Origin of the sequence: Paenibacillus oralis (assembly GCF_003863965.1) — a bacterium.
Taxonomy (GTDB): Bacteria; Bacillota; Bacilli; order Paenibacillales; family Paenibacillaceae; genus Fontibacillus; species Fontibacillus oralis.
Window position 1 is genome coordinate 1,240,078 of the sequence record NZ_RRCN01000001.1, and the last position, 26,001, is coordinate 1,266,078.

The 26,001-nt window shown below is 54.0% G+C and carries 21 protein-coding genes, 1 pseudogene and 1 other annotated feature; of the genes and pseudogenes, 12 read left to right on the plus strand and 10 right to left on the minus strand.

Features of this window, described 5'->3' with window-relative positions; all coding sequences use genetic code 11:
• Window positions 1-37 precede the first annotated feature (37 nt).
• From EHV15_RS05895 to EHV15_RS05905, 3 genes are all read left to right on the plus strand, one after another.
• On the plus strand, window positions 38-925 hold the full coding sequence (locus tag EHV15_RS05895) for a carbohydrate ABC transporter permease (RefSeq protein WP_128630424.1): 888 nt from the start codon (window positions 38-40) through the stop codon (window positions 923-925).
• Window positions 925-1,755, plus strand: a complete 831-nt coding sequence (locus EHV15_RS05900) for a carbohydrate ABC transporter permease (protein ID WP_128630425.1) — start codon at window positions 925-927, stop codon at window positions 1,753-1,755. The genes EHV15_RS05895 and EHV15_RS05900 overlap by 1 nt, the downstream gene beginning before the upstream one ends.
• A gap of 928 nt (window positions 1,756-2,683) precedes the next feature.
• On the plus strand, window positions 2,684-3,706 hold the full coding sequence (locus EHV15_RS05905; protein ID WP_128630426.1) for an LLM class flavin-dependent oxidoreductase: 1,023 nt from the start codon (window positions 2,684-2,686) through the stop codon (window positions 3,704-3,706).
• Here EHV15_RS05905 and EHV15_RS05910 read toward each other — a convergent pair.
• Both EHV15_RS05910 and EHV15_RS05915 read right to left on the minus strand, forming a co-directional pair.
• Window positions 3,673-5,190, minus strand: coding sequence for a response regulator transcription factor (locus tag EHV15_RS05910; protein WP_128630427.1), 1,518 nt, complete (start codon window positions 5,188-5,190; stop codon window positions 3,673-3,675). The genes EHV15_RS05905 and EHV15_RS05910 overlap by 34 nt on opposite strands.
• A gap of 21 nt (window positions 5,191-5,211) precedes the next feature.
• The gene (locus EHV15_RS05915; protein ID WP_128630428.1) at window positions 5,212-6,969 is read right to left on the minus strand and encodes a sensor histidine kinase; all 1,758 of its coding nucleotides are present in this window, start codon (window positions 6,967-6,969) and stop codon (window positions 5,212-5,214) included.
• 215 nt (window positions 6,970-7,184) lie between these two features.
• Between EHV15_RS05915 and EHV15_RS05920 the strand changes: the two genes are divergently transcribed.
• From EHV15_RS05920 to EHV15_RS05930, 3 genes are all read left to right on the plus strand, one after another.
• Window positions 7,185-8,513 (plus strand): ABC transporter substrate-binding protein, encoded by a 1,329-nt coding sequence (locus EHV15_RS05920; RefSeq protein WP_128630429.1) that lies wholly within the window; start codon window positions 7,185-7,187, stop codon window positions 8,511-8,513.
• Between the two features lie 78 nt (window positions 8,514-8,591).
• Window positions 8,592-9,464 (plus strand): carbohydrate ABC transporter permease, encoded by an 873-nt coding sequence (locus EHV15_RS05925; RefSeq protein WP_128630430.1) that lies wholly within the window; start codon window positions 8,592-8,594, stop codon window positions 9,462-9,464.
• Window positions 9,464-10,294: a carbohydrate ABC transporter permease gene (locus EHV15_RS05930; RefSeq protein WP_128630431.1), complete on the plus strand. Its 831-nt coding sequence runs from the start codon at window positions 9,464-9,466 to the stop codon at window positions 10,292-10,294. Before EHV15_RS05925 ends, EHV15_RS05930 begins: the two co-directional genes overlap by 1 nt.
• 130 nt (window positions 10,295-10,424) lie before the next feature.
• On the opposite strand, the gene asd is transcribed toward EHV15_RS05930, so the two are convergent.
• Window positions 10,425-11,510, minus strand: a complete 1,086-nt coding sequence (asd, locus tag EHV15_RS05935; protein WP_128630432.1) for an aspartate-semialdehyde dehydrogenase — start codon at window positions 11,508-11,510, stop codon at window positions 10,425-10,427.
• A 120-nt stretch (window positions 11,511-11,630) separates the two neighbouring features.
• Window positions 11,631-11,894: a binding site (T-box leader), on the minus strand.
• A gap of 959 nt (window positions 11,895-12,853) precedes the next feature.
• Between asd and EHV15_RS05940 the strand changes: the two genes are divergently transcribed.
• The 4 genes from EHV15_RS05940 (at window position 12,854) to EHV15_RS05955 (ending at window position 16,517) form a co-directional block, all read left to right on the plus strand.
• Window positions 12,854-13,534 (plus strand): GntR family transcriptional regulator, encoded by a 681-nt coding sequence (locus tag EHV15_RS05940; protein ID WP_128630433.1) that lies wholly within the window; start codon window positions 12,854-12,856, stop codon window positions 13,532-13,534.
• 14 nt (window positions 13,535-13,548) lie between these two features.
• On the plus strand, window positions 13,549-14,625 hold the full coding sequence (gene uxuA, locus EHV15_RS05945; RefSeq protein ID WP_128630434.1) for a mannonate dehydratase: 1,077 nt from the start codon (window positions 13,549-13,551) through the stop codon (window positions 14,623-14,625).
• A 13-nt stretch (window positions 14,626-14,638) separates the two neighbouring features.
• Complete coding sequence (locus EHV15_RS05950) at window positions 14,639-15,493, plus strand: SDR family oxidoreductase (RefSeq protein ID WP_128630435.1); 855 nt, start codon at window positions 14,639-14,641, stop codon at window positions 15,491-15,493.
• A 103-nt stretch (window positions 15,494-15,596) separates the two neighbouring features.
• A complete protein-coding gene (locus EHV15_RS05955) occupies window positions 15,597-16,517 on the plus strand; it encodes a copper amine oxidase N-terminal domain-containing protein (RefSeq protein ID WP_218571214.1) in 921 nt (306 codons plus the stop codon).
• Window positions 16,518-16,616: 99 nt separating this feature from the next.
• On the opposite strand, the gene EHV15_RS05960 is transcribed toward EHV15_RS05955, so the two are convergent.
• On the minus strand, window positions 16,617-16,949 hold the full coding sequence (locus EHV15_RS05960; RefSeq protein ID WP_128630437.1) for a DUF3139 domain-containing protein: 333 nt from the start codon (window positions 16,947-16,949) through the stop codon (window positions 16,617-16,619).
• A 442-nt stretch (window positions 16,950-17,391) separates the two neighbouring features.
• On the opposite strand from EHV15_RS05960, the gene EHV15_RS05965 reads away from it, so the two are divergent.
• Window positions 17,392-18,021, plus strand: coding sequence for a polysaccharide deacetylase family protein (locus EHV15_RS05965; protein ID WP_128630438.1), 630 nt, complete (start codon window positions 17,392-17,394; stop codon window positions 18,019-18,021).
• Between the two features lie 300 nt (window positions 18,022-18,321).
• Here the strand turns inward: EHV15_RS05965 and EHV15_RS38000 are convergent, their stop codons facing one another.
• Window positions 18,322-18,834 carry a hypothetical protein gene (locus tag EHV15_RS38000; RefSeq protein ID WP_342774083.1) on the minus strand — a complete coding sequence of 171 codons (513 nt, stop codon included), beginning with the start codon at window positions 18,832-18,834 and terminating at the stop codon, window positions 18,322-18,324.
• Window positions 18,811-19,737: pseudogene (locus EHV15_RS05970) on the minus strand (endo-1,4-beta-xylanase); the annotation flags it as partial. The gene EHV15_RS38000 and the pseudogene EHV15_RS05970, both read right to left, overlap by 24 nt.
• 528 nt (window positions 19,738-20,265) lie before the next feature.
• Between EHV15_RS05970 and EHV15_RS05975 the strand changes: the two are divergent.
• Window positions 20,266-21,639 carry a right-handed parallel beta-helix repeat-containing protein gene (locus EHV15_RS05975; RefSeq protein ID WP_246061336.1) on the plus strand — a complete coding sequence of 458 codons (1,374 nt, stop codon included), beginning with the start codon at window positions 20,266-20,268 and terminating at the stop codon, window positions 21,637-21,639.
• A 355-nt stretch (window positions 21,640-21,994) separates the two neighbouring features.
• Here the strand turns inward: EHV15_RS05975 and EHV15_RS05980 are convergent, their stop codons facing one another.
• Genes EHV15_RS05980 through nirB form a run of 4 tightly spaced genes read right to left on the minus strand, consistent with a single transcriptional unit; the run spans window position 21,995 to window position 25,808 of the window.
• Window positions 21,995-22,132, minus strand: a complete 138-nt coding sequence (locus EHV15_RS05980; RefSeq protein ID WP_246061337.1) for a hypothetical protein — start codon at window positions 22,130-22,132, stop codon at window positions 21,995-21,997.
• Window positions 22,129-23,031: a formate/nitrite transporter family protein gene (locus tag EHV15_RS05985; RefSeq protein WP_128630440.1), complete on the minus strand. Its 903-nt coding sequence runs from the start codon at window positions 23,029-23,031 to the stop codon at window positions 22,129-22,131. The genes EHV15_RS05980 and EHV15_RS05985 overlap by 4 nt, the downstream gene beginning before the upstream one ends.
• Before the next feature lie 15 nt (window positions 23,032-23,046).
• The gene (gene nirD / locus EHV15_RS05990) at window positions 23,047-23,361 is read right to left on the minus strand and encodes a nitrite reductase small subunit NirD (RefSeq protein WP_128630441.1); all 315 of its coding nucleotides are present in this window, start codon (window positions 23,359-23,361) and stop codon (window positions 23,047-23,049) included.
• 14 nt (window positions 23,362-23,375) lie between these two features.
• On the minus strand, window positions 23,376-25,808 hold the full coding sequence (nirB, locus tag EHV15_RS05995) for a nitrite reductase large subunit NirB (protein ID WP_128630442.1): 2,433 nt from the start codon (window positions 25,806-25,808) through the stop codon (window positions 23,376-23,378).
• Window positions 25,809-26,001 lie beyond the last annotated feature (193 nt).

Sequence of the window (26,001 nt, forward strand, 5' to 3'; positions counted from 1 at the left end):
CCTTATATAAACTATTGTTGCGAAAAAGAGGTGCTTTATGTTGAGACTAGGGAGAAAACGGGCCGAGAAGCTGGAGTTCGGGATTTTTACGCTGCCGATCCTTATTTCGGTGATCGCTGTATTCTACTATCCGTTCATTATGACCATTCGCTACTCCCTGACCAAATGGAACGGGATCTCGAAACATCCGAAATTTATCGGCCTTGATAACTTCAAACAGATTTTCATGGGTGACGCCAACTTTACGCACGCCGCCTGGTTTACGGTCAAATACATGATTCTTTACATCGTCCTGATCAATGTGCTGGCGATTTTGCTGGCGCTTGTGCTGGACATGAAGCTGAAGACGACCAACTGGCTGAGAGCCGCGTTTTTTATTCCTTACATCCTCAGCTTGGTGATCGTCGGTTTTATCTGGAAGTTCATTTTCATGCAAGGTTTCGAATCGCTGGGACAAAGCACCGGCTGGGGGGTCTTCGCGCTAAGCTGGCTTGGTGAACCCGGACTGGCCTTTATCTCTGTGTTGTTCGTCTCAATCTGGCAATCGATCGGCTTCTACATGGTTATCTACATCGCCGGTTTGCAATCGGTTCCAGACGATTTGAAGGAGGCAGCCACCGTCGACGGGGCCGGACCGGTCCGCCGGTTCTTCAACGTCACGCTGCCGCTGCTCGCGCCGTCGATCACCATTTCCGTGTTCATGGCGCTGACCAACTCGATCAAGGTATTCGATGTCATTCTGTCCCTGACGGGCGGCGGTCCCGGCGGCACCACGTACAGCGTCGCTTACGACATCTACCGCGATACGTTCCAGAACAACCTGTACGGCTACGGTACGGCCAAAGCGCTGATTTTGTTCGTGGCGGTGCTGATCATCACCATTATTCAATTGACACTCTTCAAACGCAGGGAGGTTGAGGCATAATGACCAAAAACAGAGCGGGGCGTCTCGTCCTGGAAATCGTTATGGTTCTCCTGTCCATTTTGTTCCTGTACCCATTGTTCCTGACCATCATCAATTCGCTGAAAAGCTTCCAGGAGGTCATGACCGATGTCATCGCCCTGCCGAAGCGGCTCGCTTTCGAGAACTACAGCTATGTATGGGAATTCATCAACTATCCGCGGCTGTTCCTGAACAATGCGGTCATCACGATTCTTGGCCTGGCCGGGATCATCCTGATCTCCTCCATCGCCGCTTACAAGCTGGCCCGCACGAAATCGAAAGCCAGCTCGATCATTTATATGCTCTGCATTATGCCGATGCTGATTCCGTTCCAGTCAATCATGCTGACGGTGCTGCAAATGGCCAAAAGCTTCCACCTATCCGACAGCACCTGGGGGCTGGGCATTCTGTACTGGGGTTTTGGCGCTCCGCTCGCCCTGTTCATCTACCACGGCTTCGTGAAGGGGATTCCGAAGGAAATCGACGAAAGCGCCACGATCGATGGCGCCTCTGGCTTCCGGCTGTTCTTCAGCGTGATTTTCCCGCTGTTGAAGTCGGTCACGACCACGATCATCATCATCGACGTGATGTGGATCTGGAACGACTTCCTGCTCCCGCTGCTTATGGTCAACGGCTCGCCGACGACCAAGACGCTGACGCTGGCCGCGTACACCTTCGTCGGACAATACACCTCCGACTGGCAGTACGCGATGACCGCCATGGTGATGGCCGTGCTGCCTTCGATCATCGTGTTTATCTTCCTGCAAAAATACATCGTCAAAGGCGTGGTCGCCGGCGCGGTGAAGGGCTGAATGTTGTTGATAAGAACCCCCGGAGCGGATGGCTCCGGGGGTTTGTTGGGTTGGGGGGAGGATGGCGACATGATGGGGGCAGGACGGCGGCTGTCATCGCTCCGTCATCATGATCATTGCGGTAACTTGCCGCTCCACGTGACCCTTTGCTGGTTCCGCGGACTCCCTTCGGAGGGCTTGGCGAAAAATAGCGGTAATTTGGGGCGTTATGTTGAGAATCTCTAGTTCCTGTTCTGAAATAGGGGAGTTTTATGTCGCTATTTCCCCATATGCTTGGATTTGCTACCAAATACCGCCACTCTGCCCGAATATAGCGACATTTTTTTCCTCTATTTTTCGATTTCCTCGCGCGATAGAGAAAATAGCGGAATTATTTTCCGCTATTTATGAAGGGGAGCATTAGAGGGAGCATTTCTAAGGGTAGCGTTTCTATTCTAACGGTTGCCACAGCCGCTATTTGCACCAATAAAGCCGATTTCCAAACTCTAACGGTTGCCATGGCGCTTATTTCGCTAAAACTCGGCTATTTGGGCTCAGATCGAGCAAATAACGACGCTCACAACCGTTAAAATTTAGAAAGGGGCTTTTTTCGCAAAATAGCGGCTGATACATCCGTTAGAATTCCGGCGTGACGCAATCCCCGCCTGCAAAGTGTACCGGAGATTTTGTGTAAGCGTTAATGCAATGTCAGTGCAGGAGGAGAGTACCAAGTAACCTAGTAACTTAGTAACCTGCCAATTTACAGCCGTTCTGTTATAGGTTCGCCGCTAATACTGCGTTTTTTTTAAAACTAGTCTGATACCGCTCATGCGTTTCCCGCATGGGCTTTTGTGCCCTTTTCCTTCAAATTCGTTATAATAAAAATTAGACTTCGTTCAAAAACTTTTGTACGAAGCTTGTTATCCGAATATGAAGGGAGACTTGCTTCATGTCCAATTCATCTCATGACCGGAAAGGTCGTTTATCCGATATTCCTGTATCCATCTTGGACCTCGCCCCGATCACCGTCGGCAGCACGGCCGCCGAGTCGCTGCGGAACTCGCTTGACCTGGCCCAACGCGCCGAAGCGTGGGGGTATCACCGCTACTGGCTGGCGGAGCACCACAGCATGCCCGGCATCGCCAGCTCGGCGACGGCGGTCGTGATCGGCCACATCGCCGGCGGCACGGCCAAGATCCGCGTCGGCTCCGGCGGCGTTATGCTGCCGAACCATTCGCCGCTCGTCGTAGCGGAGCAGTTCGGCACGCTGGAGTCGCTATATCCCGGGCGGATCGATCTAGGCCTGGGGCGGGCGCCAGGCTCCGACCCGGCGACCTCGCAGGCGCTGCGCCGCGGTCCGGGCAGCGACGGCCAGGACTTCCCGGAGCGGCTCGCCGAGCTCCGGAATTACTTCCGGCCCGCACCCGGCTCCTCGCTGGCGGTGCGGGCCATCCCCGGCGAAGGCCTGGACATCCCGATCTGGCTGCTCGGCTCCAGCGGCTTCAGCGCGCAGCTGGCAGCCCAGCTCGGTCTGCCGTTTGCCTTCGCCAGCCATTTCGCGCCGGATTATATGCTCCCGGCGCTCGATTTGTACCGCGGCCACTTCCGCGCCTCGGAAGTGCTGGCGGAGCCATACGCGATGATCGGCGTCAACGTGATCGTGGCCGATACCGACGAAGAAGCGCGGCGGCTGGCGACATCGCAGCAGCAGCAGTTCCTCAACCTGATCCGCCGCCGCACCGGAAAGCTGAACCCGCCGGTCGACCACCTCGACTGGTCGCTGCAGGAGCAAGCGCTGATCGAGCGGCAGCTCAGCTGCTCCGCGATCGGCTCGCCGTCCACGGTGCGCGATCAGCTGCAGCTGATCCTCGAGCAAACGAATGCCGACGAAATCATCGTAGCCGCGCAAGTCTACGATCATAAGGCTCGTTTGCGCTCCTATGAGCTGCTGGCGGAAATTTGCTCTTTATAATCCGTCGGGCTGTATCCCGTGTACTCCTTAAACACTTTGGAGAAATAGTGTTGATCGGTAAACGACAGCAGATCCGACAGCTCCTTGAATTTCATTTCCGGCTTGCAGGCCATCAGCCTGCAGGCCTCTTTGATTTTCAGGCCAGTATAGTACTGCACGAATGTGGCACCGGTAAATTTTTTGATCACTCGGCTGACATAGGAAGGGCTTACATGAAATTTCGCCGCGATATCGACCACCGACAGCTGGGAATACATATTCATTTTCACGTATTCGTCCATCTGCGCAAACAGTTCCTCGCCGCTTTTTCGGCTATGCGCTTGCAGCATATCGAAGCACTGCCTGGTCCACTCCAGCAGCTCACGGCCAAAATCGCCGTAGCTCTCCGCCTCGAACAGCTGCTTCGCTTTCACCTCCAGGCCGAGCCGGAGGGCCGTGCCCCGCTCCTCATACAAATGAGCGAACGTATCGACCAGCAGCCCGACAAATCGCTCCAGATCCGCAAGCCGGACGTTCTCCTCTCCCCATTTGGCCAGTTGTTCCATCAGTTTAAGCGCAAACTGCTCCTTGCGGCGCCCCCTGATCATGTCCGCGAAACCGGACGCCACCTGCGGTTCCATGCCGCCTTCCCCTGGCTCCAGATCAGAAACAGGAAGTCCTGTATCCAACACTCCCCCTTTCATGATCCGCTGCCGCTCATTCAAGATGGCCGACACCCGATGGTACAGCTCCGGCAGCTTCTCCGGCTCGGGGGACAGCACCTGCCCTCCAAGCATCACGTCCATGCCGCGGGCGTGCAAATGGCGGCGGGCCGATTCCAGGCACTCATAAACCGAGGAGTACATGTCAAGCACCGACCTGTTCGTCAGAACAAGAAACTGCTTCGGCGTTTGCGCCGGGAAAACCCAGCAGCGATGCGGGGCGAAAACTTCCGTTAAACCCTGCTGAGCCTCCTCCCGCGTCCAACACGCTTCCCCCGCCGTAAACGGCTGCCTGCGCAGGATCAGCATCATCTTCGCATAATGATGAAAATCGTCATCCAGGCGCAAATCCGCGTAATAACCTGGGGCCACGATATCTTTCAACATCGCCGCATCGCCGGGCATCCGCTTGTTCAACTCCCCGATCGCCCGGTCCATCACTTCTGCCAGCTGCACGCGCTCCACCGGCTTCAGCAAATAGTCAAACACCTGAAGGTTCAACGCTTTGCGGGTATATTCAAAATCGCTGTACCCGCTGATCAGCACGTATTTCAGCTGCGGACTGATCAGCTTGGCCTGCTCAATCAGCGCGAGTCCGTCCATTTTCGGCATCCGGATATCGGTCAGCAGCAGATGGATCGGTTCCCGCCGCAGCGTCTTCAGCGCCTCTTCCCCGTTGGTCGCCGTCGCCGCGATGCGGATCGGCAAATCCATAGATTCCAGCAGCGTTTTTATGTTCCGCAATATCGGCTTGCTGTCCTCCACGATCATCACGTTATACATCGCCCACCCCTCCTCTCATGCTCAGTAAAAATCCTTCGTCAGCGATCCGATGATTTGCACCGTAGCGCCCGTTCCTCCGTCCGAATGATTGAAAATATTGAAAAACAGCCGATTCTGATACATCAGCCTCAGCCGCCCCACACTGTTGACGATCCCCATGTTTCCGATGGCCGACCGATGATTTTGAATCTCGCTCACACCCCCAGCGGACTGCTCAATGTTATCCAAAATTTCGCGGATTTTGTCCGGCGGAAAGCCGTCCCCGTTGTCTTTGATTTCGACGGCCCACAGCCCGTTAAATTGTTTCACCGTAATTTTGATCCGCCAGGGAGGATCGGTGTTCGTGAACGCATGCTCGATGCAGTTCTCCACAAAAGGCTGGATAACCAGCCGCGGCAGCTGGATTTCATGGGACAGTTCGTCCGCTTCAATTTCCCATTCCAAATCGTCCTCATATTTTTGCTGAACGAGGGACAAGTAGTGTCTCGTATGCTCCAGTTCATCGGCCAGCGTCACATGGGCGTAAGGCGACGACACGATATAACGCAGGCTGTCCGAAAGGTGTTTGCACATGTCGGACACGACCTCCGTTTTACCCTCCTGGGCGGCGATGCTGATCAAATAAAGGACATTATGGATGAAATGCGGGGCGATCTGGGCCTGGAGCGCAGAATTGCGCGCTTTGACCTCTTCGTGCAAGGCCAGCTTCTCCCGTTCGATCGATTCCTGCAGCCGCTCCATGAGATCCTGGAAAGCTTCGTTCAACAGGATCAGCTCGTTGTTTTGCGGCCGGCTGTCAACCTTGACCTTCATATTGCTGTAGTTAATGCGCCAAATCTGGCTGCGGAGCTTGCGGATCGGCAGCAGCAGATTGCGCGTCGACAGAAAAATATAGACGAAAGAAACCACAATAAGCGAGGTTATCAGCAGCATCGAAATGTATTGCACCGAATTGACGGGGCCGAGCACCGCTTTCTTGGGCGTCACGATATAAGTGGTCCAGCCGGTTTTTGCCGATTGGGAATAAGCCACGTAGTTGTTGAATTTGTCAACGTAAACACCATCGCCGGTCAACCCTCCAGTCAGTACGGCATGATCCGTATCACGGCTGGTGCGGGTAATTTCCACGCCTTGCCCGTCAAGGATATACACCGCTCCGCCGGCGATCCCTTTGGTCATTTTTTCGATATAGGGCTGATCCATTTGAATGGAAAGATAACCGAACACTTTGCCGTTTTGGTTGTTGATCGCGCGGATAAACGATACCGTGTCCCCCTCGCGGGTCAACATAAATCCGCTGCCGCTCCACCACCCGCCCGGACCGCTTTTTCCCAGATAGGATTCCAGAGAAAGCGGACTGCGCTGAGTGCCGATATAAGAGACGAGCAGGTTGCCTTGTCTGTCGTAAATGATCATGTCTTTGATCGCCATGCTCGGCCCGATCGCCTGAAACATCGTATCCCTAAGCTTTCGCGTGCGGTTTAACATTTCGACACCGTTCGCCGGGTCTTTATCCAAAAGGGTAAAAATATCCTTGCTGGACAAAATACGCTGCGACAGCTGGTTCTGACCGTCGATGTAAGCATCCACCTGCTCGCTGACTTTGGCCGCGGTCATCTGCGTTTCGCCGACCGTTTTCGCTTTCAGCGGCTTGACCACGATCAGATTGACGTAAACGGTAAAGCAGCCAAGCACAAACAGAAGCAGGGCGACAAACGTGAGAAACACCTTCGTTTGCAGGCTGAACTGATATTTGCGCGGTACGATTTTTCCAATCATGGCTGCCGGTTCGCCTCCTCCATCCGCCAGGATGCAGCTCGTGATGTTCCTAGACTCGTCCTAACTGTACCATGTTCGTTTGCAAAATGACAACGGTTTCAAGTTCAGAATTTTACACATCAACTGTCATCTACAGACATGTACCTTACCTCGGCCAAAATTTATAATCAAGTTGTAAACGGATTCATAACCAACGATTTTACGGGGGGATTCAAATGAACAGCAAACGCAAGAAAAAAATCACTCTACTTGCCATGGCAAGCTTGCTGTCCATCTCACTGGCGGCTTGCGGATCGGGCGGCAACGGCTCCGGCAGCGCGGCGGGCGGGGAGGACGGCGGAAACGGGGCCAGCGGCAAAAAAGTAACGATCGAACTGGCTATTTCCAAAAGCTCGCAGGATTCGGCGTTTATCCAACAGGATTTGCTGGACGAATTTGAGCAAAAAACGAACATTCACGTCAACCTGCAGCTCATCCCTGCCGAGCAGACGACGACGGTGCTGCAGACCAAACTGGCCGTTGAGGAGACGCCGGACATTATCCAGTACAACCTGGCGAGCGCCACGACCGACCTGAATCTGGAGCGGAACTTCGAAATTCTCGACAACGAGCCTTGGGCCAGCCGGATCGTCAACAAGGACGTGCTTTCGGCCAACGGCCATCTTTACAGCTTCCATGTCAGCCAGGACACGGGCATGCAGGGGGTCGTTTACAACAAGCAGATTTTTGAAGACCTGGGCCTGTCGATTCCGAAAAACTTCGACGAATTCCTGGCCGTGTGCGAAAAGATCAAGGCAAGCGGAGTTACGCCGGTATTTATGCCATACAAAGACAATTGGGCCGCCAACATCTGGCCGGCTGCCGCGTTTGCCGACTTCGTAGCCAAAAACGATCCGACCTTCTTTGAAGATCTGAACAGCAACAAGCGGAAATGGTCGGATATTCCGGAATTCCAAACGTTCCTGCAGCAGCAGTACGAAGTGTACAAAAAAGGCTACACCAACGCCGACGTGCTCAGCGACAGCTACGACATGGCGGTCGGCAAATTCCTGAACAAGGAAGTCGCGATGATGTTTATGGGCGATTGGCTGATCGAAGGGGTGGCCCAGCAGGATCCTTCCATGCGGCTGGGCGTGTTCCCGATCCCGTCTTCGCAGGACGCCAGCCTTGGCGCAAGCCCGCTCGGCGGCCAGCTGTTCATTCCGAAGAAAGCTCCGCATATGGCGGAAGCGAAGAAATTCCTAGACTTTATGGCCTCGAAGGAAGTCGCGCAAAAAATCGTCGATTCCAAAGGTTACGTGTCCAACCTCAGCGACGTAACGACGCCGGAGTTGCCGGAATACAAGCAAGAGATCGTCGACAATTACATTACACCGAAGAAAACCGTACTGACGTCGGATGCTTACATGCTGGTCGACCGCAGCGAGCTGTACAGATTGCTGCAGGACCAATTCGCGGGCGGCTTGACGCCGGAAGAAGTGCTTACAGCCTGGGACGAAAAATTCAGCCAACTGATGAAAGATAAAGAGCTTCCCGGCTTCTAAGGGACGACGATATAAACAGGCAGCATAAAATCCGGGGGATTTTATGCTGCCCCAGGCTATGGATGGGGGTGTGAGAACATGAAAACAATGAAAAACCTATACTCGTATTATCTGATTTTGCCTGCCATTCTGATTTACTCAATCTTTTTCGTAGTCCCCGCGGTTATAGGGTTCTACTATTCTTTTACCGACTGGCGTCTGGACCGGCTGGATATTCACTTTATCGGCTGGGAAAATTTCAGCAAAATTTTCTCCGACAAAACGCTTACCCTGGCGCTTAAAAATACGGTCATCTTCGCCGTCGTCACCGTCGTCGGCAAAAACGTGATCGGCATTTTGCTGGCGGTCGCTTTAAACATGCGCTTGAAAACGAAAAACCTGCTGCGCGCGCTTTTTTATTCGCCTTCCATTCTCAGCATTCTTGTCATCAGCATCCTGTTTACGCCGATGCTGCGCACCGAAGGCACGATTAATCAGATGTTTGAAGCGATAGGGCTGCATTCGCTCAGTCAGGCTTGGCTGACCAATCCTCAGCTCGTCATCTGGACGATCGCCGCCGTGTCGATTTGGCAAAGTGCCGGGTTTCAGATGGCCATTTATTTGGCCGGCCTGCAGTCCATTTCCCAGGAATATTACGAGGCGGCCAGAATCGATGGGGCCAGCTCCTGGAAAAGCTTCTTTAAAATCACGCTGCCGCTCCTGCTGCCGGCGATCAATATCAACCTGATGCTGACGCTGATCGGCGGACTTAAAGTGTTTTCGGAAGTGTACGTCATGACGGGCGGGGGCCCGGGCAACGCCTCGCAGGTCGTCGGCACGATCATTATGCGGGCTTTCGGCGAAGGCAACTGGGGGCTTGGCACCGCGGTCAACACGCTGCTGTTCGTGGTCGTGACGATTATCGCCATTCCGCTGCTGATCTTCATGCGGCGTAAGGAGGTCGCAGAATAATGGGATACACGCGCAAACTCGCCATACGCAACTATATCGTGGAAGGCATCCTGATCCTGGCCTCACTGCTGATCATTTTGCCGCTGCTCATTCTGATCTTCGGCTCGTTTAAGACGAGCGCCGAAGTGCTTAGCTTTTCCTTGAAGCTGCCGGAGAAATGGCAGTTCGCGAACTATGTCCGGGTCTTTGAGGAAGGCGGACTGTCCAGGGCGTTCCTGAACAGCGTCTGGATTACGGGGATTTCGTCCATCATCAACATCGTCGCTTCCTCGGCGGCCTCCTTTATTCTCGCGCGCCGGGAAACGAAAGTCGCGGGTACGATTTACATGTACTTCTTTATGGGGCTGATCGCGCCGATGTCCGTCATTACGACGATTCGAGTGGTGCAGTGGATGGGCTTCTACGGCAGCATTACGAGCGTTATTCTTATCTATGCCGCGCTCAACACGGCGTTCAGCGTCTTCCTGTACAGCGGGTTCATCAAAACGATTCCGAAAGCGCTGGACGAAGTCGCTTTTCTGGAGGGCGCAAGCGTATTCGGCGTCTTTTTCCGGATTGTCACGCCTTTGATCCTGCCCGTGAACGCAACGGTAGCCATCATGGTGTTTATGTCCGTGTGGAACGATATCACGATTCCGGTGTATTTCCTGACCGACAGTTCCACCTGGACGATGCCTTTATCGATTTACAATTTCTACGGCAAATACAGCCGGGACTGGAACCTGATTTTCGCCAACCTCGTGCTGACTTCGCTGCCGGTGTTCATCCTGTATTTATTCGGCCAAAAATACATCGTCAGCGGCCTCACGGCCGGCGCGGTGAAGGGCTAAGGATAAGCTGCCTGCCTTTGCCGGGTAAAGTGCTAACATCCCCTCTAATATAAAAGCGGCAGGCCAGCAACTTCTGTAGAAGTCCGGCCTGCCGTTTGTTTGTTCTTGTTAAGACGCTAAACTGCCTCTTTTATTTCGCTTGAATGTACCCTTCCGCTTTCAGCAGTTCGGCGATCAGCACGGCGCCGCCCGCCGCGCCGCGCAGCGTGTTGTGCGATAGCCCCACGAATTTATAATCGTACAAGGAGTCTTCGCGCAGGCGGCCCGCCGAAATGCCCATGCCGCGTTCGATGTTGCGGTCCAGCTTCGTTTGCGGCCGGTTTTCTTCTTCAAAATACGTAATAAACTGCTTCGGCGCGCTCGGCAATTCGAGCTCCTGCGGCCGGCCTTTGAATTGCTGCCAGCGGGCGAGGATTTCTTCTTTCGACGGTTTGTTTTCGAAGGAGATGAACACCGTAGCCAGATGGCCGTCCGTTACCGGAACGCGGATGCATTGCGACGTGATCAAAGGCGCGCTGGCCTTGACGATTTTGCCGTTTGCGATACTGCCCCAGATGCGCAGCGGTTCTTGCTCGCTTTTTTCCTCCTCGCCGCCGATGTAAGGAATGACGTTGTCCAGCATGTCCGGCCAGTCGGTAAAGTTTTTGCCGGCGCCGGAAATCGCCTGGTACGTGGAGACAACCACTTGGGTCGGCTTGAAGTCCAGCAGCGGATGGATAGCCGGAACGTAGCTCTGGATGGAGCAGTTCGGCTTAACGGCGATAAATCCGGTTTTGGTGCCGAGCCGCTTGCGCTGCGCTTCGATCACCTCGATATGCCCCGGGTTGATTTCCGGGATGACCATCGGAACGTCCGGGGTCCAGCGGTGGGCCGAATTGTTGGAAATGACGGGCGTGCCGGTTTTTGCGTACACTTCTTCGAGCGCTTGAATTTCATTCTTTTTCATATCGACCGCACAAAAAATGAAATCAACCTGATCGGCCACTTCATTCACTTTCGAAGCGTCCTGCACGACGATGTTTTTGACGGCATCCGGAATAGGCGTTGCCATTTTCCACCGGCCTTGCACGGATTCTTCGTACGTTTTCCCCGCCGAACTCGCACTGGCCGCGATGGCGGTCACCTCAAACCAAGGATGCTGGTCCAGCAGCAGCACAAAGCGCTGGCCGACCATGCCCGTTCCTCCGACAATACCCACTTTCAACTTTTGCGTCATCCGGTATCAACCCTTTCCCCATGTCTTTTTCACATATTGATAAATAACTATTCAACCCGGCTGCGTTGGTGTATGGCCATATGCGCAATAAAAAAAATCCCACCCCCAAGACGATCCGGTCTTAGGGACGAGATTTACGCTCGCGGTACCACCCCAAATTCGCCGAAATGTCGCCATTTCAGCCTCTTCGAGTACGGCATCGCCCCCGGCGGCGCTTATACTCTAGCTCTGTAACAGGAGCTCCTGCCACACCATCCCCCACTGTTCGGGTTCCAATGTGATGCTCTGAGACTTTCTTCAATAAACAACTCTTTACCCCTTTTCAGCAAGCGGGGCTCTCTGGAAAAGAACTCGTTTATCTACTCTTCTCTTCATCGCGTTTCACTATTTACGTATTCAATTACGCATTCAAAATCATATGCCACATTTCAATGTTGAAATTATATTATCAAATATTAGCCGGAACGTAAACAGAATTGAACAAATTCCCAGAGAGGCCGTGACCTCATTCTTAAAATCCGAACAAGCAGACGCACACAGGGGGTTATCCCGGACCTCGTCGTTCCAGTAGTTGGCCGGTGGTAGCTGGTATTTGATTCTTACACGAAGTTCTGATTGGAAATATCCAATTAGACTGAAAATCGGGTGGTAAGTGCAGCAGCTTGATTGGATATTTTCAATAGACGCGGTTCGACGGGGCCCCAAACAGGTGGTTTGAGCGAAATCTATTGGATTTTTCCGGCTCAACCTAATAATCAGCGCTTGACAGTCAAGCCGGTAAACGATCGTGGCAAGAAATATCGGAAGGGCGTTGAAAGCTTGAGGACAGGGAAGGCCGGTGGGTTGGTCGGCAGTTCAACATCCGCTGGCCGGACGCTTTGCATGATTATCCCGTTTGATCCGGAAGCAGAGAGAAGATAAATTCAGGGGAAGAAAATGTGTTTGGGAGAAGCAGACATGCTCGGATCGTTAGACAGGTTTGTGAGAAGGAGGTTTAGGAGAAATGAAGCAGACCTGACGGGAGGAACGGGGCAAGACACCGGAAAAAATGAAAGGACCTTGATTAGCCCCCACCCTCTACCCCTGAACTAAAGGGATAATCGTGCAAAGCAGCATGCAGGGATACCAAGACACGAACGCTATAGACAGCCACCTTAGAGCCAAAGTCATAATTTATATTGTCAAGCACTGATCTCGGTTTTGAGCCATTTTTCCAATTGAAAAAATGTTCTTGCAAACCAGCGCTTGCCATACTACCATACAAGTATGGCAGTTATTGTTGCAAAACTAAGCCCATGCTTTCGAAGCAGTTTTTCTTCGAAAAACTTTCAGGAGGTGATGAAATGAACGACATGTGGCTTTCGCAGCCGGGGTCGGCCGGGAACGCGGTGTACGCCAAATTGAAGGAGCAAATCGTCACATTTGAACTGCCGCCGGGGACGGCGCTTTCCGAAAAAGAGATGGCCGCGTCTTTCAACGTCAGCCGCACCCCTGTCCGGGAAAGCTTCGTCCGGCTGGCCCAGGAGGAGCTGGTGGTCGTTTTGCCGCAGCGCGGAACGCGCGTGTCGCTGATCGACCCGGAGCTTGTGCTTGAAGCGCGGTTTATGCGGGAACAGTTGGAGCGCGCCGTGATCCGGCTGGCCTGCGAGCAGTTTCCGGAGGAAGGCCTAACCGCGCTCGCGGACAATTTGGCCCGCCAGCAGGACAGCATCCGGCGGCACGATAATCACGCGATGTTTGCGCTGGACGAAGAGTTCCACCATATCCTGTTCGGAGGTTGCCGGAAGCTGGGCACCTGGAACGTCATTCAGCAGATGAACGCCCACCTCAACCGTACCCGCGTCCTTTGGCTGACCACCGATCCGCATTGGGAACATTTATACGAACAGCACAAAGCGATGTACGAGGCGATTCTGGTCCAAGATGCCGGACGCGCCGACCAATTGATGAAGGAACATCTGAATTTGAGCATAGCCAATTTGCCTGTGCTGCAGGAGAGGTATCCGGATTATTTTAAAAAATAAATGGCGGTGATTACATGCGTATGGTATTTCGCTGGTTCGGCGAAGACAATGACACGGTATCGCTGGAACAGATCAAGCAGATTCCCGGCGTGGAAGGGATCGTTTGGGCGCTCCACGACGTGCCGGCCGGAGACGAATGGCCGATGGAGAAAATCGCGGAAGTCCGCAGGCAGGCCGAGCGCTACGGGCTCCATCTCGATGTTGTTGAAAGCGTTAACGTTCACGAAGATATTAAACTCGGCTTGCCGAGCCGGGACGAGTACATCGAAAATTACAAGCGCACCATCGAAAAACTAGCCAAGGTTGGCGTCAAGGTCATCTGCTACAACTTTATGCCAGTTTTCGACTGGCTGCGCACCGATCTGCATAAACCTACCGGAGACGGATCGACAGCGCTGTTTTATGAAAAAGCGAAAATTCACAACATCGACCCGTTTGAGCTGGTGCGGACGATCAACCAGAATAGCGCTTTGACCATGCCGGGCTGGGAACCGGAGCGGCTGGCGCATTTGACCAAGCTGTTTGAAGCGTACCGGAACGTGACCGAAGAGGATCTATGGAAGCATCTGCAATATTTTCTGGAAGCGATCATTCCGGTTGCGGAACAAAACGGCATCAAAATGGCAATTCACCCGGACGATCCGCCGTGGCCGATTTTCGGATTGCCGCGCATCATTACGAATGGGCAAAATTTGCGCCGCTTTCTGTCGCTCGTGGACAGTCCGGCTAACGGAATTACGCTGTGCAGCGGCTCGCTTGGGGCCAATCCGGAAAACGATATTATCGCCATGATCCACGAGTTCCATGAGCGGATTCCGTTTGCCCATATCCGCAACGTGCGCGTATTTGACAACGGCGATTTCATCGAAACATCGCATCGCACCGCGGATGGCACGGTAGACATTGCCGGGATCGTTAAAGCTTATTTCGATAACGGCTTTAACGGCTATGCCCGGCCGGATCACGGACGCCACATTTGGGGCGAGCAGTGCCGCCCCGGGTACGGGCTTTACGACCGGGCGCTCGGCATTATGTATTTGTGGGGTTTGTGGGATGCCTATGCAAAGCAAGCAGCAGAGTCCAATCATTAAGGGGGAGAATCCAATGAATCCACTACCGTCACACCCGTCGCTGGCGGGCAAAACCGCGGTCATTACCGGCGGAGCCGGGGTGCTGTGCCAAGCGATGGCTCATGAGTTGGCCCGCCAAGGGGTCCGCGTCGCCATTTTGAACCGGACTGCGGCTAAAGGCGAGGCCGTCGCCGAACAAATCCGCCGTGACGGCGGAGAAGCCGCAGCCATCGCCTGCGATGTTACCGACGTGGAGAGCGTCAAGGCCGCCGAAGCCGCCGTCCGTGAAAAATACGGCCCCTGCGACATTCTCATCAACGGGGCGGGCGGCAACCAGGCCAGCGCCAACACGACAAACGAGATTTTTCGCCCCGAAGATCTGGAGAACCCGGATGTGACGACCTTTTTTGATCTTAGCTTGACCGGGGTCCGCGGGGTTCTCGACCTCAACTTCACCGGCGCGCTGATCCCGACGCAGGTTTTTGCCAAAGCGATGATCGGCCGGCCTGGCGCCGTCGTGATCAATATCTCCTCGATGAGCTCGGTGAGCCCGATGACCAAAGTGCCGGCCTACAGCGCGGCCAAAGCGGCGATCAACAATCTGACGCAATGGCTGGCCGTGCATTTGGCCGAATCGGGGATCCGCGTGAACGCGATCGCCCCGGGTTTTTTCCTGACCGAACAAAACAAGAATTTGCTGACGAACCCTGACGGATCGCTGACCGAACGTTCGCACAAAATCATCACGCACACGCCGATGCGCCGGTTTGGCGTTCCCGAGGATTTGCTCGGTACACTGTTGTGGCTGGCGGATGCCGACACCTCCAGTTTCGTGACCGGAACTGTGATCCCCGTTGACGGCGGATTTATGGCTTATTCGGGGGTGTAGCGGGGAAACGCGGTATTTTTGCCAAGATTGCCCTGGCCGGTTAGTATAGAACTGTAATGATTTATGGCGACGAAAGGATGGTCTCATGAGGTTCAAAGTTTCTTTGTTGGGTTTGCTTTTGTTTGTAAGTATGGTGCCGGCTGCGCTTGCCGCGGAAAACATCCAACTCGACTTCAATGGCAAGCTTGCCGAGACGTCCGCCAAACCCGTGAACAAAGACGGTTCGGTATACGTGCCCATTCGTGTTGTTGAGGAAATCGAAGGCTTAACGATCAGCAGTTGGGATAATGCGACCAAAAGCTTGACGATCGCCCAGAGCGGAACGGATGCGGCGCTTACCCTGAAAGTCGGCGAAAAAACCGCCCAAAAGGGATCGCAAACGATCGGCATGTCTCAACCTGCGCAGGTCATAAATAACAGAGTCATGGTGCCTTTGCGGTTTGTAGCGGAAGCATTTGATGCCGACGTTGCCTGGAATCCGGACAGCAAGACGGTTTACGTGGCCAAAACGACGGAGCAGCAGAAAAAAAGCCTGCATAGCGGGGATTTGACGGCTGCACGGCTCGCGGCTTTGAACTTGCCGAGAATATCTTCTTTGCCTGACCTCGATTTTTCCGGCGATAGCCTGGGAACCTGGAGCATTTATTTTCCTGAGGGAGAATATAAAAGCTTCTTCAGCATCTCAAACCAAGTGATCAGTTATTATCGGATTACCGATAACGCGGCTCAGTTAATCTGGGAGGCGGCCCTGGCCCTGGACGCCAAGCAAAGCAAGGAATCGACTTTTTACGCTAAAGGGATTTTTAAAGAACAAGGAACTCGCCCGGAAATAAAAACAAATTTAGTCTTTTATGATATCTCCACGCACGCCGGGCAAGCGCAATACGGCCGCATCCATACGGATGGAACGGTGGAACAGCTGGGTACAAAAGAGATGAACAATTTGGATGAACTGTTTCCTATTGAAGAAGAGAACGCGGGAGTTTCACCTCTGCGCTTAGAGGGGACTAGCGGGGTAAAATGACGGGGCATCCGGCATGAATAGAGGGTTGGTTCCAAGGGACTTTTTCTTGTAACCAGCCCGTTCTTTTCTTCAAGTCAAATACCTTGATCTATAACTGTTCTACCTCTTGTCGATATGTTTGTACTCCCCTTCGGGTTTTCTTTTATTAGATACCCCTTCAACGACCGAATGAGTAAATTGTAAAACTTCCCCGTCCCTAACTCTATAAAAATACGACGCCTCTGGTTCGTCTTTGAATATAACCATTGTTTTAAATAAAGGGGCCTTCCCAACTTTTGTTCTGATGAACTTAATATCTTCATTATTATACCCCTGTGAATATAAGTATTGTCTGACTTGGGAAGTCTGTATAAGTTTAAAGACCGAAAGTACAGAAAACATGCCGATAACTAACAGACAAACAACCAATAGTGCAATTTTTTTGACTTTCATAACACACCTCCTTTTAATATAAAAATTACCATATTGGCAGACTAACAATTAAGAAAAATCTCGCAGCTGGCGAAGTCCTGTGTGGTGCAAACCCATACGCTCAGTGAAAGGGGAGGGAGGGGTATGCTGCTCTAACGGACACCAGCGACGTTATCCGCCCATTTCCCGGGTATTTCCCGGCCTAACGGACACAGGCGACCCTATTTCGCTCTAAACCCGTTCATCCAGGCCGATTTGAGGTAAATAAGGTCATCTGTGTCCGTTACATTTTGTAAACCTCCGTTTTTCCGAAAATAACGGCTCTGGTGTCCCTTAGCCCCCAGACCTCGCCCTCTACCCTGCCGAAAGCTTTTAAATTAATCTTAAAAAAGGACTCTCCCCTCAAACCACGAATAAAATATTGACATAGTTAACGAATTTAACCTGGAGGAGAGATCCTAACATGCCAAGTCACGAAGTAATTTCTCAGATTACCGTCCGTGAGAAGGCCGTCGCCTTTACGTTTGACGATGGCCCCAACCCGGAATTCACGCCGCAGATTCTCGACATTTTTCGGGAAGCGGGGGGCAAGGCCACCTTTTTTATGATCGGCACGCAGATGGAAAAAAGCCTTGGCACCGCGCAGGCCGTGCATGAGCAGGGCCATGAGATCGGAAACCATACTTACACGCACCCTGCTTTGCCTGAAGTCGGTCCCGATGAATGCCGCCGGGAACTGGCACAAACGGAGGAACTGATCGTGCGGGTGACCGGTTCGAAACCACGCGTGTTTCGGCCGCCTTATGCTGCCATCAACGCCGAGGTGGCCGCGATGGCGGCCGGCGAATTCGGCTACCACTCCATCGGAGCGGTAAACGGCGCGGCCACCGATTGGGAGATGCCCGGAGTGCGGCATATCGTCGATAAAACGCGGGAAGCGCTGGCGCCGGGCAGCGTGCTGCTGTTCCATGATGGCTTCGATGACCGCTCGCAAACGGTAGAGGCTGTAGGGATTCTCGTCTCTGAACTGACGCGTGAAGGATATCGGCTCGTGACGGTGAGCGAGCTGCTTGAAATGGGCGAAGATGATTAGAAAAATCCAATAGATTGACGGAAACCGAACGCTATTGGAGCACTCATTGGAAATATCCAACAGAATTCGCTGACCTCCCGTTATGCGCCCTGCCGAGCCGAATCTATTGGAAATATCCAATCATACTGCTGCGCTTGCCGCTTACTCTCCATTCTATTGGATAATTCCAATCAGAACGTTAGGTTGCCCCACGGCCGCAGTAACCTGCCACCCCGACTATATCGGCATATAGCTGAAAGGCGCAAAAGTTGCAAAGGCAAGAGAACCGCACCATACCTGCGGCTCTCTTGCCTTTTATGCTTAATTCTGCAAATACACGTTATCTACATATACCGAGGTTTGGCCCGAGGAGTTGCTGGCGTCGATAAATTGAACGCCGTATTCTTTAATGTTGGACTTATCGACCCCCGACAGATCCAGGCTCAAATCCAAAGTTCCGCCGGCGCTGATCGTCCGCCAGCCGCTGTCTTTCCACGTATAGTTGTCACCGTACTTCACGTACAGCTTGACCCCGAGTCCGGAGCCATAGTTCCCCCAGCTCGCCCCCTTTACCGTAGCCCTTAGCTGCGAATGGTCCGAGAAATCGAGATTGCCGCTCTTGTACATATAGTGCTGGCTTCCGTTCGACATCGCCATGTCGACCTGCAAAGATCTCGAACCTTTGGCGCTCCAGGCCGTGGTAGACCAAGGCCCGCCGACAATATTGCCTCCGCTCCACCCGTCGGTGCCCGTTTCAAAGTCGGCATAAGCCCCGTCGGAACCGCCGCCGGGGTTGCCCCCGCCTCCGCCAAGATACTGCCGGAGCCATTGCAGCGCCGGCCGTTCGGTGCCCGAACTGGTGATCAATTGCGTGCCCGCTTGCCAGGTTTGGCCCTCAATATAGCCCCACAGCGTGATCCCTTGTACCGCGGAATGCTCCCAAAGCACAGGGAATTTTTGTTGATATCGGGCCAACTGTGTACTGTCGTCGCCGGTCATGTCCAGTTCCGATACATAAATCGGCAATCCGGTAGCGGCCAGCGTGTTCAACACCGAATTCATCGTGCCGACCGACACCGTGTCCATATTAAAATAATGGCCTTGGATGCCGATCCCGTCGACCAGGCCTCTCGCTTTCAGCAAATTGATGATCTTTACATAATTGGCCGCCGCATTCGGATCGCTGATAATCCCATAATCGTTGATCAACAGCTTGGAGTTGGGAAAAGCTTGTCTGGCTTGTTCAAAAGACCAAATGACCCAATCCCAGCCCGTAGCTCCGTCTCCCCCGATCGCGTTCCGATAAGAAGGTTTGGCGTGCAGCGGTTCATTAACGACATCGACGAATTGTGCGCCTCCATACCGCTGCCCCGCCGCCTGAATCCACTGCGTGACTTCCGCCCTCTGTTCCGCGGCCGACAGGCCGCCGATCCAGCCGGGCTCTTGACTGCCCCAAACCAACGTATGGAATTTGAACGGCATGTTGTTGCTTCTGGCATAGTTGTAAGCCGTATCGGCGGCGCCCCAGTTCATGCTGTTCCTTGTTCCCTCAACTGCCCCCCATTTTGTCGAGTTTTCCGGTGTAATCTGATTCCAGTAGGTTGAAAAGTTGGAGGGGACACTATTGGCCACAATATTGCCCAAAAACTTGCTCCCGCTCGCCAATGAGGCCCGGGCTTCCCCGCTGAACGCGGCCGATAGCACGGAGCCCAGCAGCACAAAAGCGGCAAGCCCCATCATGAACCTTGATTTAAGCATCGTGATTTCCTCCTTGATTATTTTTACTAGAAATCTTCACCTGGACGACGCGCGGTATTTGATCTGACGATCGGGACCGGTCACCTCCTTCAAACCCATTTGTGCAATCGCTTACATTTCCATATTATAATTGTTTAACAATATCTGGAATCCTCCAAATTAAAGCTTTTACCTTGAAAAATTTAGATGTTTGATTACGGATCTCCACTCCCTGTCACACAACAAAATAAGAAATTTGTGGAAAATAGTCGAAAAGACTCATTGATGCATTACATTTATTTACTATATAGTTAATTTGAGGACGCCACTTTGAAACAATTCCACTCTCTTTCTCCCAGGTTTGAGGTATGACGCCCTGAATTTTTTTTGACGGGGGGTGTGCCATGAACGGATTTTACTTCCGAAATAAGCCGCTTTTTGTGCCGTTATTTTTCCAATCCTGGTTTTTGCGTAAGTTTTAACCTGTTTGTTTATAATTTGCAAAATTTCCATGAAGGAGCTGTTTGTATGAAAAAATCAAAATTAGCTTCACGCGGAATAATGGTCGCGCTTACATTCACTCTTGCATTGGGCGGATCGCTGACTTGGGGTTTACCGTCCTCGCTGGCGGTGAACGACGAATCCGGCGCTGCCGGGATCGAAGAGTCCGCTGCACCGGCAAGCAGTGAATTCACTACTGTCGGCGAGAGCGAAGAGTCCGTGACAGCGGCGGCGGAAGTCATATATGTCTCCCCTAACGGCTCGAGCAGCAATTCGGGGACGATCGATAGTCCGACCACGTTGGGCGCGGCTATTACCAAAGTTTCGCCCGGCGGCACCATATACTTGCGCGGAGGCACCTACAACTTTTCCGCTCCGGTAACCATCGAACGGAACAACAGCGGCAGCGCAGGCCAATATAAAACGATCGCCGCGTACGGGAGCGAAAAACCGGTGCTGGATTTCTATGCCCAAGCCTTCGCTTCCGACCAACGCGGACTGCAAATTTTCGGGCACTACTGGCATGTCAAGGGGCTGGAAGTACGGGGAGCGGGAGATAACGGGATCTTCATCGGCGGAAATTACAACATCATCGAAAATGTAGAAACCCACCATAACCGCGACTCCGGGCTGCAGATCAGCCGTTATTCCTCCTCCCTGTCGGATATCGCCGATTGGCCAAGCTATAACCAAATTATCCGGGTATACTCCCATGACAATTTCGACCCCGACAACGGTGAAGACGCGGACGGCTTTGCCGCCAAGCTGACGATCGGCCCGGGCAATGTATTCGATAGCTGCATCGCCGCTTGGAATACCGACGACGGTTGGGATCTGTACACCAAGTCCGAAACGGGAGCGATCGGAACGGTTACGATCAAGAACAGCATCGCTTACAAAAACGGCCAAACCTCGGACGGCAATTCGACGTCGGACAGCGATGGCAATGGCTTCAAGCTGGGCGGGGATAAAATCGCCGTCAATCACATCGTGCAAAACAGCGTCGCCTTCCAGAACAAAAAACACGGCTTCACCTACAACAGCAACCCGGGCTCCATCACCATGACCAATAATACCTCCTGGAGCAACGGACAAAGCAATTTCGCCTTTGACAAAGGCACGCATGTGTTCACGAACAATCTGTCGTACTCCGGGGGATCCAGCGACAAAACGAGCGGAACCGATGTCGACAGCAGCAACGTCTGGTGGAAAAACAAAAAAAGCACCAACGCCAAAGGACTGGTGGCCAGTGATGCGGATTTCGTCTCCCTGACCCCATCCGTCACCAGAAACGCTGACGGTTCCTTCAGTCTCGGGAACTTTTTGAAGCTTGCCGCCGGCAGCGACCTGATCGGATCAGGAACGCCCAGCGGTACGAATATCGGCGCGACAATGCCGTAATGGCAGGGCAGGCGCCGCGCCAAAATTCAATTTTAAAGAAAGGAAGACGTCTCACGGCGTCCTTTAAGTAAATGCGGCTTGGTTTATGCACGCAAAATTTGCCGGATGCGGAGAAGCGTCTGCATCCGGCTGTTTTTTACATCGGCCGCTACGGATTCGCGAAGCTCATTGGAAATATCCAATAGATTCACGGAAATCAGACGCCATTTTGAACTCTCATTGGAAAATATCCAATAGAATTCGCTCAAATCGCCCTATTGCCCGCTACCGAGCTCAATCTATTGGAAAATATCCAATCAGGCTGCTGTATTTGCCACTGAATTTCCAATTCTATTGGATATCTCCAATCAGAACGTTATGTCGGGGCGCGGGAACCTGTCACCTGCCCTGGCAGGCAATGTTGGCTTGGTCTTTTCACGGCTTTGATCGTGATCAGCTCCGGGTCACCCGGGCCGGCGCCGACGATGCTTACCTTCCCGACGGGGCCGGTCATAGGCTTTTTCCCGCTCCGGCCGTCGCCGCCGGCACCGCCCGGCGGCCGGGCTCGTCCGACGCATTTAACGAAGAAGACGCCGAGGACGCATCCCTTTCCACTTGCGACGCCAAACTTGTTCCTTTCTGTGACACGTAAAGCAGCAGTCCCGTAAACACGACGCCGCCAAGGAAGTTGCCGATCAGCACGGGAATCTGGTTCCATACCCACCAGTCGGCAAAGCTGACGTTCGCGCCCAGCATCATCCCCGCCGGAATGACAAACATGTTCACGACGGCATGCTCAAACCCCTGCGCGAAAAAGATCAAAATCGGCAGCCACATCGCCGCGATTTTTCCCGCCGTCGAACGCGAAGTCATCCCCATCACCACCCCCAGGGTGACCATCCAGTTGCACAGCACTGCTTTGATGGTGACGAGGGCGAGCCCGCTGCCGCCCATATGCTTGTAGGCGACCGTTTTGGCTTCGCTGGTCTGAATGATCGTCTGGATCAGCGGGTGGCTGAAATCCGTACCCATTTTCGTAATTGTCAGCCCATATAGGATCGCGTACACCGCGCAGCCGATCAGATGTCCGAGGATCACCCAGCCGAAATTGGCCAGCATCCGGGAAAGCGGGACCCGCCGCTCCAGCACGGCCAAAGGGATCAAAGCAAAGCTGCTGGTCACCAGCTCAAGTCCAAGCAGCACGATGATGACGAAGCCAACGGGAAAAATAAGCGCCCCGACGATGCCCAGCGACGTTTGCTGCGTGGCCGTGAAAGCCAGCGTTGTGGCAAAAGCGAGAATCGCCCCGCCCAAAAACCCTTTCGCCAGCATCTGCAGGATGCTAAGGCGGGCCTTGTTCTCTCCCGTTTCAATCATCGCATTCAGCACTTCACCGGGTTTTACGTAGTCCATGGTGCGTCTCCCCTTCTACAGCGAAATATAGATAGCTCCGTCTTTTTCATCGATTTCGGTTTCGTATACGGTCACTTGGCCGTGATCCGGCTCACGCACTTGCCCGCTGGTTAAATCGATTTTCCAGTCATGCAGGGGACAATGCACGGCCGCGCCGCACACCATCCCTTCCGACAGCCGTCCCGCCTTGTGCGGGCAGCGATTTTCGATCGCCCGCACCGTGCCGTCGCTGAGCCGGAAAATCGCCACCTCCTTATCCCCGATCGTTACCGTCCGCGCCCCCAGCCGGTCGATCTCGTCCAGCCGGGCAACCTGTATTTTTGTCAGCATGGTCGTTCCCCCTATCAGTTCTGCAACTGCGCGCTTTGCAGCGGTTCGAAGTTTTTACGCAGCTCTTCGTTGTGAATGATCTCCTTCCACGGATCGGTCGTACGGCTGAGCGTCTCCTCGATGCGCGCGGCGAGCGCCTGACGTTCCTCGGCATTCTCCAGCACCGCTTTGATCGCGTCCAGCCCGACCCGCTCCACCCACTGCGCGGTGCGTTCGTTCCAGCTCGCCTGCTCGCGGTAGTATTGCAGGAAGGCCGCCGTCCACTCCATCACTTCATCCTCCGTTTTTACCGTGCAGAGCAGTTCCGCCGCCCGCACCTTCACGCCGCCGTTGCCGCCGATATAAAGCTCCCAGCCGCCGTCGATGGCGACAACGCCAAGGTCCTTGATCGTCGCTTCCGCGCAGTTGCGGGGGCACCCGGATACGGCCAGCTTCACCTTGCCCGGCGTATTGAGGCGTTCGAACGCTTTTTCCATGCGGATCCCCATCGCGATCGAGTCCTGCGTGCCGAAGCGGCAGAAGGTCGAGCCAACGCAGGTTTTCACCGTGCGCAACGCCTTTCCGTAGGCATGGCCGGACGCCATATCCAGCTCCTCCCAGATCTTCGGCAGGTCTTCTTTTTTGACGCCGAGGAGGTCAAGCCGCTGTCCGCCGGTAAATTTCACCATCGGTACGTTGTATTTCTCCGCCACGGCCGCGATCCGCTTGAGATCGGCCGGGGAAGTCACACCGCCGTAAATCCGGGGCACGACGGAAAACGTTCCGTCCTTTTGAATATTCGCGTGGTAGCGTTCGTTGACGAACCGCGATTCTTTTTCATCGGCGTATTCGGCCGGCCAGAGCATGCCCAAGTAGTAGTTCAGCGCCGGGCGGCATTTGGAGCAGCCTTCCGGCTCCTTCCATTCCAGCACGTTCATGACCTCTTTGACGCTTTTCAGGCCCATCGTTTTGATGCTTTCGACGATTTCGTCACGGCTAAGCGAAGTGCAGCCGCAGATGCCTTCCTTGGCCGGCTCGCCGATATCGCCTTCGGCGTATAAATGCAGCAGCCCTTCGACAAGCGGCTTGCAGCCGCCGCAGGAGCCCGACGCCTTCGTGCAGGCTTTGATCTCGCCGACGCTGGTGCAGCCGCTTTTCACCGCGTCGACGATCGTTCCTTTGGAAACGCCGTTGCAGCCGCAAATGATCTCGTCATCCGCCATCGCGGCCAGCCTGGCGTTCGGGGAGGCCGCGGAGGATTGCCCCGGCGTGTAGCCGAGCAGCAGCTCCTTCTCTTTTCCGGCCACCGACTCCCCGCTTTTGATTTTGGCGAACAACGATGCGCCGTCCGTCGTGTCCCCGAACAGCACCGCGCCGACGAGCCGGTCGTCCTGCAGGACGATTTTGCGGTAGGTGCCTTCCAGTTCGTCCTGGATGCGCAGCGAACGCGTTCCCGGAGCATCGTTAAAATAACCGGCGGAAAAAACGTCCACCCCCGACACCTTCAGCTTGGTCGAGGTGACGGACCCTTCGTAGCCGGCCGTCTCCACGCCGGCCAGCCGCTTGGCCAGGACGCTGCCCTGCTCGTACAGCGGGGCCACCAGGCCGTAGGCGATGCCGCGGTGCTCGGCGCATTCGCCGACCGCGTACACGCCGGGGGCGCTCGTTTTCAAATCATCGTTCACGATGATGCCCCGATTCACCTCCAGCCCGGCCGATTTGGCCAGCTCCACGTTCGGCTTGATGCCGACGGCCATCACGACCAGATCGGCTTCCAGCCGGCTGCCGTCGGCAAATTCCAGCCCTTCGGCCCGGCGATGGCCGTAAATGCTCGCCGTCTGCTTCTGCAGCAGGAATTTCATCCCCTGCGCCTCCAGCTCGCGCTGCAGCATCCGCGCGGCCGGCTCGTCAAGCTGCCGCTCCATCAAGTAGGGATTGATGTGCACGACGGAGACGTCCATCCCCAGATGCAGCAGCCCCCGCGCCGCTTCCAGGCCGAGCAGCCCGCCGCCGATCACCGCCGCTTTCTTATATTTTTGGGAAGCTTCCATCATCAGCTCGCAATCCTTGATATCGCGGAAGCCGATTACGCCTTCTTTTTGCGCGCCCGGGAGCGGAAGCATAAACGGATCGGAGCCTGTCGCCAAAATCAGCGCATCATATTCCGCCTGGACACCGGACGCCGAGATGACCCGTTTGTTCGCCATATCAAGCTTCGTCACCGCGTCGCCGAGATGCAGCTTGATGTTGTTTTCCGCGTACCATTCAAGGTCGTTAATGATAATTTCCTTCAGATCGGCTCCACCGGCGAGCACCGAGGACAGCATGATCCGATTGTAGTTCGGGTACGGCTCCGCGCCGAACACCGTAATTTCATAAGCCTCCGGGGCCAGCTTCAGCACATGCTCGATCGTGCGCATCCCCGCCATCCCGTTGCCGACGAGCACCATTTTTTTCTTGTGGTTCATCTCCATTCTCCCCTTTCGCGAAATCGCCCTAAAAACAGAAAAAGCCCGCTTCGCCCGCAGAAAAACACACTTTTCGTACGGATTGCGAAGACAGGCTCCATTGCCGCTTCTTTCCGGGTACCCCATTGTACCCGACGTTTCAATATTGAATTATACAAACTTGAAAAATGAAATTGATTGACATTTACTATAT